The 14,410-nt window shown below is 47.4% G+C and carries 12 protein-coding genes; 9 read left to right on the top strand and 3 right to left on the bottom strand.

Annotation, left to right across the window (positions count from 1 at the left end; translation table 11 throughout):
• Nucleotide 1 precedes the first annotated feature (1 nt).
• Together flgL and L1076_RS04360 are read left to right on the top strand one after the other, a co-directional pair.
• Complete coding sequence (flgL, locus tag L1076_RS04365) at nt 2-901, top strand: flagellar hook-associated protein FlgL (protein ID WP_237303220.1); 900 nt, start codon at nt 2-4, stop codon at nt 899-901.
• A gap of 10 nt (nt 902-911) precedes the next feature.
• The gene (locus tag L1076_RS04360) at nt 912-1,952 is read left to right on the top strand and encodes a flagellin (RefSeq protein ID WP_237303219.1); all 1,041 of its coding nucleotides are present in this window, start codon (nt 912-914) and stop codon (nt 1,950-1,952) included.
• A 92-nt stretch (nt 1,953-2,044) separates the two neighbouring features.
• On the opposite strand, the gene L1076_RS04355 is transcribed toward L1076_RS04360, so the two are convergent.
• Complete coding sequence (locus L1076_RS04355) at nt 2,045-4,774, bottom strand: DUF2339 domain-containing protein (protein WP_237303218.1); 2,730 nt, start codon at nt 4,772-4,774, stop codon at nt 2,045-2,047.
• Between the two features lie 235 nt (nt 4,775-5,009).
• On the opposite strand from L1076_RS04355, the gene L1076_RS04350 reads away from it, so the two are divergent.
• Together L1076_RS04350 and fni are read left to right on the top strand one after the other, a co-directional pair.
• Nucleotides 5,010-6,803, top strand: a complete 1,794-nt coding sequence (locus L1076_RS04350) for a sodium:proton antiporter (RefSeq protein WP_237303217.1) — start codon at nt 5,010-5,012, stop codon at nt 6,801-6,803.
• Between the two features lie 249 nt (nt 6,804-7,052).
• Nucleotides 7,053-8,072 (top strand): type 2 isopentenyl-diphosphate Delta-isomerase, encoded by a 1,020-nt coding sequence (fni, locus tag L1076_RS04345; RefSeq protein ID WP_237303216.1) that lies wholly within the window; start codon nt 7,053-7,055, stop codon nt 8,070-8,072.
• A 71-nt stretch (nt 8,073-8,143) separates the two neighbouring features.
• Here the strand turns inward: fni and L1076_RS04340 are convergent, their stop codons facing one another.
• On the bottom strand, nt 8,144-9,031 hold the full coding sequence (locus tag L1076_RS04340) for a LysR family transcriptional regulator (protein ID WP_237303215.1): 888 nt from the start codon (nt 9,029-9,031) through the stop codon (nt 8,144-8,146).
• A 151-nt stretch (nt 9,032-9,182) separates the two neighbouring features.
• Here L1076_RS04340 and L1076_RS04335 point away from each other — a divergent pair, with 151 nt between their 5' ends.
• The 3 genes from L1076_RS04335 to L1076_RS04325 all read left to right on the top strand — a co-directional run bounded on the left by L1076_RS04335 (nt 9,183) and on the right by L1076_RS04325 (nt 11,451).
• Nucleotides 9,183-9,620 (top strand): PACE efflux transporter, encoded by a 438-nt coding sequence (locus L1076_RS04335; RefSeq protein ID WP_042599902.1) that lies wholly within the window; start codon nt 9,183-9,185, stop codon nt 9,618-9,620.
• 117 nt (nt 9,621-9,737) lie between these two features.
• Entirely contained in the window at nt 9,738-10,001 is a 264-nt protein-coding gene (locus L1076_RS04330; protein WP_038868301.1) for a DUF3012 domain-containing protein, read from the top strand.
• A gap of 268 nt (nt 10,002-10,269) precedes the next feature.
• Nucleotides 10,270-11,451: a diaminopropionate ammonia-lyase gene (locus tag L1076_RS04325; RefSeq protein ID WP_237303214.1), complete on the top strand. Its 1,182-nt coding sequence runs from the start codon at nt 10,270-10,272 to the stop codon at nt 11,449-11,451.
• 106 nt (nt 11,452-11,557) lie between these two features.
• Here the strand turns inward: L1076_RS04325 and L1076_RS04320 are convergent, their stop codons facing one another.
• Nucleotides 11,558-12,043, bottom strand: coding sequence for an Lrp/AsnC family transcriptional regulator (locus L1076_RS04320; RefSeq protein ID WP_038868305.1), 486 nt, complete (start codon nt 12,041-12,043; stop codon nt 11,558-11,560).
• A gap of 310 nt (nt 12,044-12,353) precedes the next feature.
• Here L1076_RS04320 and L1076_RS04315 point away from each other — a divergent pair, with 310 nt between their 5' ends.
• Together L1076_RS04315 and L1076_RS04310 are read left to right on the top strand one after the other, a co-directional pair.
• Nucleotides 12,354-13,121, top strand: coding sequence for an aspartate/glutamate racemase family protein (locus tag L1076_RS04315; RefSeq protein WP_038868307.1), 768 nt, complete (start codon nt 12,354-12,356; stop codon nt 13,119-13,121).
• Between the two features lie 39 nt (nt 13,122-13,160).
• Nucleotides 13,161-14,354: a M20 aminoacylase family protein gene (locus tag L1076_RS04310; protein ID WP_038868309.1), complete on the top strand. Its 1,194-nt coding sequence runs from the start codon at nt 13,161-13,163 to the stop codon at nt 14,352-14,354.
• Nucleotides 14,355-14,410: the final 56 nt, after the last annotated feature.

Here is a 14,410-nt window from a genome sequence, read left to right as displayed (position 1 = left end):
GATGCGAATCAGTGACAGTCAATTTAGCCAAATGATGCTGCAAAGCTTGCAAACCAACAACGCAGGTTTGGGGCATGTTCTTCAACAAATGGCCACGGGTGACCGACTAACCAAGCTTTCTGATGATCCTATGGCGTCGATAAAGCTGCTGAACCTTGAGCGTGAAAACAGCGCAATTGGCCAGTATCAGAGTAATATCGCAAATCTTAAAACCACACTCTCTGCGCAAGAAACCCATTTGGATTCGGTCAACGAGAGCTTGAAGAGTGTGCGTGATTTGGTGCTTTGGGGCGCGAACGGCACATTAACCGATGAAGACCGCAGCGGCATGGTCATCGAGCTAAAAAGCTACCGTGATTCGATAGAATCTTCATTCAATGCGCAAGATGAAGAAGGCCACTACCTATTTTCTGGTACTCAGACGGACACGCCGGCGGTGAGCAATGCAGGTGGTGCGTACCAAGTTGATGGTAACAGCGATAAGCGTGTGGTAACCGTCGCGAAGGGTGTGACCATGGATTCCAACATGACGGCAAAAGAGATTCTGGAGCTTGGCGGTGGCGATAATGTATTGAACCAAATCGACACTTTGATTGCAGAATTTGAGAACCCGAGTCCGAATTTTCAAGCGGAAGTAGACGCTAGCTTATCTGCCATTGATGATACCTTGGCGAACGTACTGGGAGCGATGACAGAAATTGGTGGCCGCCACAACAACCTCGACCTAATGGACAGCGCGCACGGTGAAAACAAGTTGTTCGTTGATAAGGTGACCAGTGACTTATCTGCATTGGATTACGGTGAGGCGTCAGTACGTTTGAGCAACTACATGGCGGCGTTACAAGCAACGCAAGCTAGCTACGTGAAGATCAACGATCTCAACCTGTTTGATCGTATTTAAGGAAGTTTGTATGGTGATGAGCACAGTAGAGGTAAGACCCCATAGCATACGCTTAGGTGGGCAAGAACAAGCCTCTATCATGCCAACCCGCTCAGCGGATTCGAGCAGTGCGATTAAGCCGCGTCCTACGCAAGTTCAGGCTGACACCGCGTCAGCCTATTCCGTTTCAGGTATTCAGCTTACTCAAGGTCAGCAACAAGCAACAGCGGTGCAAATCGCCTCTAAGTCGTTGCAAGTGATTGGTAAAGAGCTGACTCAAATCAAGCGAGGTTTGACCCAGGCTGTCAACCAAGGCGTGCAGAATGTTCCCGGTTTGCAAGAGGGGCTAGTACGTTCTAAAGCGTCGATTCAACAAGTGGTTGAACAGGCGCGCTTTGACGGGCAGAAAGTGCTTGATAACGAACTGCACCTCAAACTGGATAAAGCGGATATTCGCCGTTTCTCCATCCCCGGTTTGAACGTGCATCGTTTGAGTGAGAAAGCCGAGCAAATCCGTTTAGACTTTCCGCAAGGTCAATCGGTGATGATCCAATTTGATGGTCAAGCCGATGGTGCGCGCACTGTGAAAATGCTCGACCGCAGTTTGATTGCGATGGGCATGCGAGCGTCACTGGCAGAAGACGGCACCATTTTGTTTGAAGCGCGCGATACGGCATATCAACAAATGCAGCAAAAGGTGCTAGTGACGGGCGAAGGTCATCGTTTTCCTGCAGGGCAAGCGAATGTTCTGAACCTAAAATCAGAACCGGATGGCATCGCTGAGTTGAGCTTTGATTTAGGCTCTCGTGATGGAATCAAGCAAACCATCGCCAAAGTGAATCAGCACATAAGACAAGTGCAAACCAGCTTGGAAGAAGCCAAAGCGTTTCATGGAGAATTGAACTCCCAAATGCGTACAGTGCAGAGCCAAACCAAGCAGTTAAGTGTTGCTGATGTGAATGCGAAACTCGATGGCTTTATGGCAACTTCCGGTCAGTTTAGTTCGACGTTCCAAGCGCTGAATGCACAAGCGAATGTTCGTCGTCATACGGTTGTGGCGCTGTTGAAATAGCGCTTTAAGAACACTCCAAGATTCCCTTCTCAATTCACCAGTGGTTGCGTAACCCAGAAAAGAGTTGGGAATCACCTTTCTTATCTTGAACTTTATTCCGCTTGCTCGACAGGCTCTGCGACCGAGCGGTGGAGTTTTTGAAATAACCATCCCAATCCAATCAGTGATGCACCTAGGCCCAAGAAACTGATCGCGCGCCAGAAGCCATCCAATGAACGGACATCCCACAAGAACACCTTAAGTGCGACGCACGCCAGCACGGCTAAGCCGATGCGTTGAATCGTCATTGCTTTGCGTGTTGCGCCAACCCAAGTCAGTAAGCCGCCAACAATCAAACCAGCAATCGAGTAAGTAAACAGCTCTGCCATGCCAGTCGGTTGAGAGAGCGTCATCGAGATAGGTTGCCAGAACTGGCGAATCGACATACCTAGCCAAATGGCTGCCAAGATAAGACCAAAGCTGGCGACCACAGGGCGTGGGATCTGCAATGTGTTCCAACGCTTGTAACTAGTTACTAGCAAGGCAATCGCAGGTAGCAACCAGCCAAGAGACAGCATATTGAACACAGGCACGGATTCAGCGGAAACATTATTGACCATCAACGGCGATTCAAGGCTATTGAGCAACATCATCAGCACAACAAAAGCGCCCCAAAGTAGATAGCTGTAAGCTTGATAAACGCGCTCTAGTTGCTGCGCAAACTGGCTGCGATAGCTGTAAACCAAACCCATCACTAACGCTTGGTTAGCAAACACAATCGCCGAAGTGAAATCGATGTAGCCTAGGTAACCGTATTGCCCTGTGAGCCAGTAGTTGGTTTGGGTGAACACCGCCATCAAGAAGACGTGTAAGAACGCCCCTTCAAACCAATTGGCGAGCTCTGTATCTGAGCGATGTAACACAGTGCGAGCGTAAGCAAGAATCGCCAAAGAAGGCAGGTAACTGATCAGCACCCAAGCCCAGTGTCCCGCATTGACAGGCTGCCACTCTGGAATAAACGGTAATAGCGTCAGACGTACGACTAAGATGCCCATTGCGACTTTGACTGCCCAACTCGCTGGGCGGAAAACATTGGCTTGAGTCTGCAACGCCATAACCGCCACTTGAATCGAAATAGCTGTCGTGAGCCATGTGCCATTCAGCCAAACGAAAGCCGTTCCTGCAATGATGGCATGCATGATGGCGGAGCATTCCAGTGCCAACGCTTTGAACCTTTGTCCAAGTAAGGCGTAGTAAACCGCAATCACGGCGGTGAAGAGCGTCCAACCTAAAACATGACGGCTCATGAACTCGTAGGTGTAGAGTAGGGTAATCAAGGTCATTGCCGGGGCGAGCACAAGGAAGAGAATACCCGTTAGTTGAGAGCGATCTCCACCGAGTGTCTGGAATAATGTTCTCAGTGCAATCAACACAATACTAATGCCGAGCGCGAGCAATACTGGCGTTTGTCCTTCAGTCATATAAATAGATTCAAGCGCAATAGAAAGCAGCATGATCGCGGTAGAAGGCACCAATATCGATGGTAGATAGACTCTTAAAGACCAAGTTTTACGAGCGGCGGGTAGCCAAATCATGGCAGTAAAGAAGGCATAGAAGTAAATCATCTCTGCGGTATCAATGCTAGACATGCGAGCTAGTGCCGACAGCACTGATAATGTCATCGCGAGAGCAATACCTGTCGGTGGATGCGTCCATCTGCCTTGGCAATGACGGTAACGCGGTTTGAGTATCCAACCCATTCTTGGCACCGCAAACAGCAGGTACAAACTCAGAGAAAGGAAGATCGCAAGCCATGAGAAAAGTTGTTCTATCGGCATGCTCTCAATCAGCAACAACATCCACAAAATATGCGGCACGGTAATCGATGGTGAAATCCAAGCGTGTCTGATCTTTTGCATCAGTAGCGTTGCGGCAATTGAAATTGCAGTGATGTAGCCCGCGAGTAAGTAATAGTTAGGCTCTGCACCGCCAATCCAAAGTGGTGCTGAATAACCACCGATTAAGCCGAGCACGGCCATCAAAGGCCCTTGGCGCAGAGAAAGCGCTAAGCTCGAAAACGCCGCGCCCGCCAAAATCACCAGTGATGCACCTGGCGATAAGAGCTGATAGAAGACAAACGCAAAGATCACCGTGCAGTAGATGCCAGTTAACCCTGTTCCGGTAATGGCGGCAGGAACGTAAGTAAAGCCTTTCGCTCGTCCTGCTCGGTCTGGAGATTTCTGCTCGCGGCGATGGAACCATTCACCTGCTATCACGGTAGCAAGAGAGATGGAGAATGCGATGGTCACGCGCATGATTGGTGAGAACTCAATGTGACTGCCAATCACTTGTACAAGGTAACCACCACCAATCAACATGGCGAGCGCGCCAACCCAAACCAACCAGTTTTCTTGGATGTTGGTCAGCAGCTTATTGGCTTGTTTCTCAAACACGGATTCACTGCTTTGCGCTAGACCACCGATGTGTACTTCATCGAGTGAAGGGAGGCTCGGCTCGACAATTGGCGGTGGTACTTCTTTGGCTGTTCGAGGCGCAGAGGTAGGCTCTGAAACCAATGTTGGCTCTGGACCTGATTTGAACGTCGGAGCACTAGGTTGTGCGGGCTGCTCCGGCGGCGCTTGGTGTGGTTGAGAAGCGTGTTGCTCGGGGTTTGGAGTCGGTGGTGTCTCTCTCTCAAACCAACGCGCGCGCAGTTCTGCCAGTTCTTTATGAAGCTGAGACACTTCGTCTTCGAGCCTCGATATTCGACCGACTGCTTTCAATGTGATGAGTAAGGCGCAAACCGCCAAGATAACCGCCAATGAGATAAACAACTGCTGCACTCCCTATCCGTTGTTTGAGAATCCTTAACTTTGAGCAACTTAGCTAAGCTTAGTTCACTGTGTGACAAGCTAACGCGATATACAACCGAGAACGATAGTTTTGAGATGGAGTCGCATATTTGGACGAACACTGGCAGCTTGCCTGCTCTACACTATATTCATAATAGATTTCAAAGTCTTAAATTGTGTAGAGCGTGAGCTCACCAAAATGACCATAAATATTAGGTGATAATTGATGCAAGTGGGCAACGAAGCGCTGGTGCTGTCGGCGGTTGGGGTAATAGGTTTAGGTTGTCAGTGGTTAGCGTGGCGAATGCGCTTACCAGCCATTCTGTTCTTACTGTTGGCGGGGATCATTGTTGGGCCGATCCTGCAATGGCTTAATCCAGACGACATTCTCGGGGATTTACTCTTTCCCTTAGTCTCTCTCGCCGTGGCGGTGATTCTGTTTGAGGGCAGTTTAACCCTTAACTTTAAAGAGATTCGTGGCGTGAGCGGTTCGGTGTGGAGCATTGTTTCTGTTGGCGCGATCATCTCGTGGGTGGCTACCAGTGTGGCGACGCACTATTTCCTTGATTTTACTTGGGAGCTTGCGATTTTGTTTGCCAGTTTAACTGTCGTGACTGGTCCAACGGTGATCGTGCCATTGCTGAGAACCGTGCGCCCAAGTTCCAAATTAGCCAATATTCTGCGCTGGGAAGGTATCTTAATTGATCCATTGGGCGCGCTGTTTGTGGTGATGGTGTACGAGTTTATTGTCTCTCACAATGCCGTTAACAGCGTCGAAGTGTTTGGCACCATCATTGCGGTAGGCTTGATCCTCGGTGTTGCTTCTGGTGCTGCGGTGTCTAACGTTTTGCGCAGAGCTTGGCTGCCGGAATACCTTCAGCCCTTTGCGGTATTGATGGTCGTGCTCGGTGTGTTCTCGATTTCTAACCAAATGGAATCGGAAGCAGGTCTACTGACCGTTACTGTGATGGGCATGTGGCTGGCGAACGCCAAGGGCATCAATATTCAGCAAATCCTGCACTTTAAAGAGCACTTAACCATCTTGTTGATCACTGGGTTGTTCATCTTCCTAGCGGCACGCATCAGTCTTGATGATTTCGCGGCGCTTGGTAGCGGTGCGGTATTGCTGTTTGTTTTCATGCAGTTGGTATCGCGTCCACTTTCGATTTTCGCTTCAACTATTCGCAGTAACTTAACCTTCAAGGATAAGCTATTCCTCTCGTGGGTTGCGCCGCGCGGTATTGTGGCAGCGTCCATCTCGTCTCTGTTTGCTATCAAGCTGACAGAATATGGCATTTCAGAAGCCATGCTGTTGGTGCCAATGACCTTTATGGTGATCATCGGTACGGTGGTACTACAAAGTGCCACGGCGCGTCCTATGGCTAAAGCTTTGGGTGTGGCTGAGCCTGCACCAAGAGGCTTCCTATTAATTGGTGCAAACCGAGTAGCGCAAGAGATAGGTAAAGCGCTGGCGAGATACGATCGCAAAGTTCTGCTCACCGATTCGAACTGGGACTACATTAGCCAAGTTCGTATGTTGGGTTTAGACCATTACTACGGAAACCCGATCTCAAGCCATGCTGATGACAACCTGAATCTGATTGGCATTGGGCAAGTGGTGGCGCTAACGCCAGACCAACACTTCAACATTATGGCGTGTATGCAATTTGTCGGCGAGTTCGGCGAAGATAAAGTACATTGCCTGCAGAAAACCAAATCTAACGGCAATGAAAAACACTCGGTTGCGGAAGAGTATCACGGCAAATTATTGATGGGCGGCAATGTCAGTTACACCCAAATGGCGAGTTTGCTAAGCCAAGGTGCAGAAATCAAACACACTAAGTTGAGTGAGAGCTTCACCTACAAAGATTATCTTGAGCACCACAAAGACAATTTGGTGATTCCGCTTTTTCATGTTGAAGAGAAAGGCAAAATTCAATTCTGTGATGATCCGGACCAGTTCACACCACCTATAACCAGCACGGTGGTGGCGCTTATTCAATCCGTCGAAACTCAATAGCCTAAATGACATCTAGAACTGCCACTCTTGGCACATCGGAGTGGCAACATTGTTAATCGTTACCCAAGCTTAATAGAGCAGTGAGGCGCAGTGTTTTAAACGTTGCTCCTTAATATGATTCCTTAGTCATAAGGCCTGAGCCCACAAGGCTCGATTCGGTAAATAAATTGTTCAATTTCCGAATTTTCGCATTGACGGCAATGACAAGGATCGCAATACTGCGCGACTGTTTTACTTTAGGGTGACATTATGGCTCCGCAATCTAATCGAAAAGACTTACATCTAGACGCTGTTTTACATCATGACATGAACATGAAAAGCAAAACGGCGGGCTTTGAGTATGTCGAATTTGAGCATTGCGCATTGCCTGAATGTGACTTTAACACCATCGATCTTTCGAGCGAGTTTCTTGGTCACTCATTGGCGCTGCCGTTTTTGATCAGTTCCATGACGGGTGGCGCAAAAGATGCAGAGATCATCAACTGTCGTTTGGCAGAAGCGGCCAGTGAAATGGGCATTGCGATGGGAGTTGGCTCGCAGCGCGTGAGCCTAGAAGACAGCCTACATTCAGGTTTGGGCAAAACCATTCGTGATCTCGCCAAAGGCGTGCCTTTGTATTCCAACTTGGGTGCCGCTCAACTGAGAGACAAGCAACGCCTGGACAACGCCCAACGTGCGGTCGACTTTATCCAAGCGGACGCTTTATTTGTGCATCTCAACCCTATGCAAGAAGCCTTTCAGCAGAATGGTGACCATGATTGGATTGGCGTTCTCAAATCGATTGAACAGTTAAAACAGCGCATTGATGTCCCGATGATCATCAAAGAGGTCGGCTTTGGTATCAGTGGCGCGGTAGCCAAACAACTTGTTGACGCAGGTGTGGATGCGATTGATGTTGCAGGCGCTGGTGGCACGAGTTGGTCTGCGGTTGAAGGTTATTGTCAGACAGACAACAAGATGCAGCGCGCTGCGGAGCTATTTCGTGACTGGGGCATTCCAACGGCTAAGTGCTTAGAGCAAATCCACGCTCAATACCCTAACTTACCTTTAATTGCTTCTGGTGGCGTACATAATGGCTTAGAAGCGGCAAAAGCGATTCACCTAGGTGCTAACCTTGTTGGCCAAGCTGGTGCGGTATTAAAAGCCGCGACGATCAGCACGCAATCTGTTGTCGAGCACTTTGAGCAAATGGCATTAGAGCTGCGTTTAGCGTGCTTTGGTACAGGCTCTGCGAATCTCCAAGCATTGACCCAAGTTCGTCGTCTTTAGCTTCAACTAGGCTTGAACCCTGTCTAGGTCTCGGAGTGTTTCTAAAACTTGAACCTACAAAAAGTTTTGGGCTACTCGTCCTGATAGCGATAGTTTTGCAAGGTTTTTACTAGAGCTTGTAAAACCGGGCCCATACCTCGGGTTCGAGAGACTAAGCATCCAACTGTCGTGAGCCAGCCATCAAATTCGTGCGCAACGGGTAGGGCAACTAGCTTACCGCTCTCAATCTCATTGCTGACCACTCTTTCTGGCAATAATCCCCAACCAACGTTTTGACATGCTAAGTCGGTTAGCGTCTGATGCGAATTAGCAAACCATAACTGGGTGCTGATGGCGTAACTGAACCACAATTCTTTCCTTTGTGCGCTGCGCAGTACCAGTTGGCGATGGGCTTTGAGCTCCGCATCATGAACCACCGATAGCTGTGCCAATGGGTGAGAAGGCGAAGCCACGGTAAGAAAACGAGTGTGCCCGAGGGTAAAGAAATCCATGTCCATTTTTAGCTCACCATCAGCCAACACGATACCGACTTGCGCTTTACCTTTTCGAATCAACTCTTCAACATCGAATGTCGGTGCGGTAATGATATCGAACTGCGTGATAGGGAATTGATCCGCCAAGCTTGCAAATTGCGCCAGCAACGATTGGTTGATAAGAGATTCATCCACCGCAATCGCTAACTCATGTTCGTAGGCTTGCTCTAAGGACTCGACTTTTTGGTCGAAGAATTTCTGTTGATGCAGAATGGACTGAGCGATAGGCAATAAGGCTCTTCCGCTATCCGTCAGTGTCGGTGTGTTTTTCTCTCGATTGAACAACTCTTGGTTAATTGCGATCTCAAGGTTAGCGACAGATTGGCTTACACCTGATTGCGCGCGCTTTAGCTTTCTTGCGGCTGCGGAGAAGGATCCTGTTTCGCACACGGTGACAAAGATTTTGAGTTGTTCAAAGCTGTACATTTCAATACCTAATGAGGATTTGGATGACACTCATCCGGAAAGTATCGTTGTAAGCTATCACTATTCGTGATGGTTGTTAACTTTCTCTTCGTTATCTAGCTGTCATAATCCCCGCCACTTAACTTGTTCCATGTAAAGTTGTGAGGTTTTTATGGGAGCGTTAGAGCGTGTGTTTCACGCCGTATTATTTGAAGTATTGGCAATCAGTTTATCCATTATTGGTTTGGCACTGTTTACAGATCATGAAGTCAGTGCATTATCAGGAACCATGATAGTCGTCGCGACCATTGCGATGATTTGGAATTTCATCTTTAACTGGATATTTGATCGCTTTGCGACAGGGGCAAAAGAGAAACGCACAATCCGACTTCGAATCGTACACGTGGTGTTGTTTGAAGCGGGTTTGTTATTTGCCACCATTCCGGCGATGGCGTGGATGCTAGAAGTCAGCATGTGGGAAGCGTTTGTCATGGACGTGGGCGTGACAATCTTCATCACCTTGTATGCGTTTGCCTTCAATTACATCTATGATCATGTTCGAGCTTATTTGGTTAAACGCCGAGTAACGACTTCGATGCAGTTAGGTTGAGTTGGCAGAAATTCGTCTCTTTTACGGAGAGAGAGTCGATAAATTGTCGCGGGCTTAACACGAACAGTGATATTTTGGGTATAGTTCATTCATCAATTGAAAGTGGAACCTAAATTTATGAAAAAACTGGTAATGCTACTGTTAGCAGCAACAGCGCTAACAGCATGTTCTGACGAAGTGGGTACAGAAGCTTGGTGTAAAGACATGCGTGAAAAGCCAAAGACAGAATGGACAACAGACAACGCGGTTGATTTCGCGAAGCACTGTGTTCTGCAAGATGGCATCGGTAGCGAGCAGTGGTGTAAAGACTTAAAAGAGAAGCCGAAAGGTGAATGGACGGCAAACGAAGCAACAGGTTTCGCTAAACACTGTGTGTTTTAACGCTTTTCATAATTAAATTCTCGAAGCAAAAAGCAATAAACGAATCCATCGTATTCATTGAATACGGTGGATTTTTTGTAAGTAGCGTTAAGTCGCACTAGGTGAGGATTTTCCTCGCTCTTCTTAGTATTAAGTATCAAAAAAAGCATTTTACTGAAGCATAAGGCACTAATACTGCATCGAGTCTCGTTAAACTTGAATGGCTGGCAATTTCATATCACATGAGCATATGAGGTTGAATATGAGAACAATTTAAGGACGAGCATCTATGCAGTTATTGACGGGTAAATTGAGCCACTTCTCCAATCCTTCCGCGCATTCTGGCCTTACGTATTCAGATGAACAAAAAGAGATTCTTAGTGTAGCGAGCGCTAGGTTAGCGATAGACACGATTTCTCAATGGCCAGGTTATGCGGTTACGCCTCTTCATTCTTTGCATTCCATCGCAGATGGCATCGGAGTGTCATGCCTTTGGTATAAAGATGAATCACAAAGGTTTGGACTCAAGAGTTTCAAAGCGTTAGGTGGTGCGTACGCTGTTGCTCGTCAGTTGCAGAGTGTCATTTTGCAGCGTTATGGCAAACAGCCAACAATAAAAGAGCTGCTCCAAGGTGACTGGAAGTCAGAGGCGGCTGAAATCGTAGTCAGTTGTGCCACAGATGGAAATCATGGACGCTCTGTTGCTTGGGGCGCACAAATGTTTGGTTGTGGGTGTGTGATTTATATTCACAAAGACGTTTCAGAAGGTCGAAAACACGCCATGGAATCTTTTGGTGCGCAAGTGGTTAGAATATCTGGCAACTATGATGAATCAGTGCGCTTAGCCGACAGTGAAGCAAAAGTACACGATCGTGTGATCGTTTCCGACACGTCTTATGAAGGCTATATGGAAATCCCCAAAGATGTTGCTCTTGGCTATACCGTAATGTTGTCTGAAGTTGTTGCGCAGCTTGACGGCGAAATCCCGACTCACGTGTTTGTGCAAGGCGGAGTTGGTGGGTTAGCGTCCGCAGTTTGTGGTTATTTCTGGGATCTTTGGGGGGCGCACCGCCCAAGATTTATTATCGTAGAGCCTGAACAAGCGAATTGCCTTCAAAAAAGTGCGCAAGCAGGGAAACCTATTGTTGTTGAGGGGGACTTAGAGACCTTAATGGCAGGGTTGGCGTGTGGCGAAGTATCAGTATTAGCGTGGGACATTCTTCATAACGGCGCAGATGATTTTATGACGTTAAGCGAAGACGCAATCCCTCAGGCGATGCGATTTTTGGCTCATGGAGAGAATCGTATCGAAGCAGGGGAGTCTGCGGTTCCGGGGTTTGCGGCGGCAGTAATCGCTCGTCAAGATAGTGGCTATTCACAAGCACTTGGTTTGGGGACAGAAAGTAAGGTATTAGTGATAGGTACAGAAGGGGCTACGGACCCTGAACTCTATCGAGAACTGGTGAAATGAGACTCTGAGTCTGTTTAAAGCCATCTGATCAGTTGAAATCGTTAAACGGCGCTTGAAAGGAGGCGCCGTTTTTATGTCTACTAATGATGGACTTTTCTCAATTTTCTCATTGGTCATCGATGGGAATTGTTAAACCCACTTTCACGTTGTCCATTACCACGTTGGTTTGAAAGCTCTTAATATTGGCATTATCGAAGAAAGCTTCTCGCGTAAACTTGTCATAACCTTCCATGTCTGCCGCAGTGACAATAAGAATAAAGTCTGAACTTCCAGTCACATAGTAACACTGTTGTACCGAGCGATTTGTTGTCATCTCTTTCTTAAAGTTATGCATCAAGTCGACTCTTTCTCTTTCCAACGTTACTTGCACAACAAAAGTCATGGTTTGGCCTACAGCCTTGGGATTAACAACAGAGACATCGGCTTGTATTACCCCTTGCGCCCTCATGCGCTTTAATCGACGCTGTACCGCTGCTGGCGATAGCCCTACCTGATCAGCAATAGTGTCTGAAGTCGCTCTATTTGAATGCTGGACAATGTCGAGAATTTTGCGGTCGAAACTATCGACGGAAAGTGGTGGCGTTGACGTCATGACGATCGATTCCTTTCTGCCTGTAATGGATGGAAGCCATATGGTGAGCTAATCATGCTCTGGCTCCGAATTGTGACCTCACTCATGAGCGAATGTCTTGTTTTTACTAATTAAAGGAAAACCACTATAGCTCACCAAAAATGCAGAAAATCCGCACAATATGGGAGTCATTCGATGAAATTCCTTGTTGTCGTCAAGGCATTATTAATCTTGTAAACAAAATGTAAAGCAATAATAAATCGAAACGAAAGGCGAATTGGCATTACCAAAACGTCAGTTTCAGCAAGATATTGATGGATAGGATGCGAGCATGGAAGTGGGATCAATAGCGCTACAGAATGAACTGGATAATCTTGCGAGCGCAGGTCGTGTGGGTGTTATTTCGCTGGCGACAGACTTTAATATCGAGAACGATTTACGCCAACTATTCCCACAAAATGTCGCTTCATTTACCAGTCGAGTGCGTAACTACAACCCGCTAACCATAGATAATCTGCGTCGTATGGAGCCTAGAATCCAAGAGGTTGCGGATACGATTCTTCCTGGGACAACGCTAGATGTGGTTATCTATGCGTGTACATCGGGCACGATTGCGATCGGTGAACAGCGCATTGCCGACCTTATTCAGGCACATCACCCCGATACAAAAGTGACAAACCCAGTCACTGCAGCACTCGCTGCTTTTGAACGATTGAACATAAAGCGTGTATCTATTCTTACGCCCTATACGCAAGCAGTAAACCAAGACGTGGCCGCCTTTTTCTCAACGGTAGGTATCGAAGTACTTAACATCGTAGGCTTTGATTTTGAAGATGACACCGCGATGACGTTCATCTCTCCAAATGATATTACTCATGCGGCAATACAAGCCTGTCATCCCGATGCTGACGCCGTTTTCATTTCTTGTACCGCGCTACGAGCGACCACGGTTATTCACGATATTGAAGCTGCGATAAACAAGCCAGTGTTGTCTAGCAATCAAGTACTGGCTTGGCACACTTTAGCTTTACTCCACTATCCCAAAAACATTAAAGGTTTTGGTCTCCTTTTAGATCAGCACTTACCACTAAATCTTTAATTACCCCGCTTTGAAACTGATTTTAAAGGACTTTTTGTTATGCATTCATCTACGCCTATCGACCCTAATCAGCTCTCCTCTGAATTGATTCAAAACATGATGGAATGGCGACAGCATTTGCATCGATTTCCTGAATGCGGGTTTGATGTTGATATGACGGCTGATTTCATTGCAAGCAAGCTGCAAAGCTTTGGCATCGAAGTGGTTCGTAATATCGGGAAAACTGGCTTAGTTGGGATCCTGCGTCATGGACAAAGTAAAGCCAGCATTGGTCTTCGAGCCGATATGGATGCGCTTCATGTCCATGAGAAAAATACTTTTTCTTACTGCTCTCAGCATGACGGGAAGATGCATGCCTGTGGGCACGATGGGCATTCAGCAATGCTACTCGGTGCGGCTTGCTATCTTGCTAAGCATGGCGGCTTTGATGGAACCGTTTATTTCATATTCCAACCGGATGAGGAACATGGAAAAGGCGCGCAAGCCATGATTGATGATGGGCTCTTTGAACGTTTTTCTATTGATGAAGTTTACGGCATTCACAACTTCCCCGGATTAGCGGAAGGAAAACTGATGGTGAGGCCTGGTTCATTAATGGCGAGTGAGAGCAGCTTTGAAATTGTGATTAAAGGCGTTGGTGGGCATGCGGCTTTACCACATCAAGGGATTGACCCTTTAGTAGTGGGGGCTCAGGTTGTGTTGGGCCTACAAACCATTGTTTCGAGAAGTTTAAGTGCGATTCATGACTCTGCGGTGGTATCCGCAACCGAGTTTATCACCGATGGGACGGTGAATGTGATTCCAACGACAGTGACCATAAAAGGTGATTGTCGCTGTTTTACCGAGCAGAGCCTTGAGATCATCAGAACACGTATGGAGCGAATTGTAGCTGGGATCTGCCAGTCTGCAGGCGCTGATTATACCTTCGAATTCATCAATACATTTTATCCGACGATCAACAGCGATGAGCAAACCGCTTATGCCATCACGACGGCTCAGCAAGTTCTGGGTGACGAAAACGTGAATGGTAAGTGTGACCCGATAACCATCTCAGAAGATTTTTCCAGCATGTTGCGTGTTAAGCCGGGGTGTTATGTGTTGCTTGGAAACGGCATTAACTCTGTAGGTGGGTGTGCACTGCATAATCCGGAATACGATTTTAATGACCGAATCTTGAAGTTCGGGGCAAGTTACTGGATTCAATTGGTAAGCAATCGATTGAATTCATTGTAAGGAGAATAGCTGGCGGAGGTTTTGGAAAGAAGTTGTCCTCTGTGAGTTCAGGATAA

Source organism: Vibrio sp. MMG023, assembly GCF_021654215.1.
GTDB classification, from domain to species: domain Bacteria; phylum Pseudomonadota; class Gammaproteobacteria; order Enterobacterales; family Vibrionaceae; genus Vibrio; species Vibrio jasicida.
The sequence above is the reverse complement of the archived record's forward strand: the minus strand, read 5'-3'. Positions and strand labels throughout refer to the sequence as shown.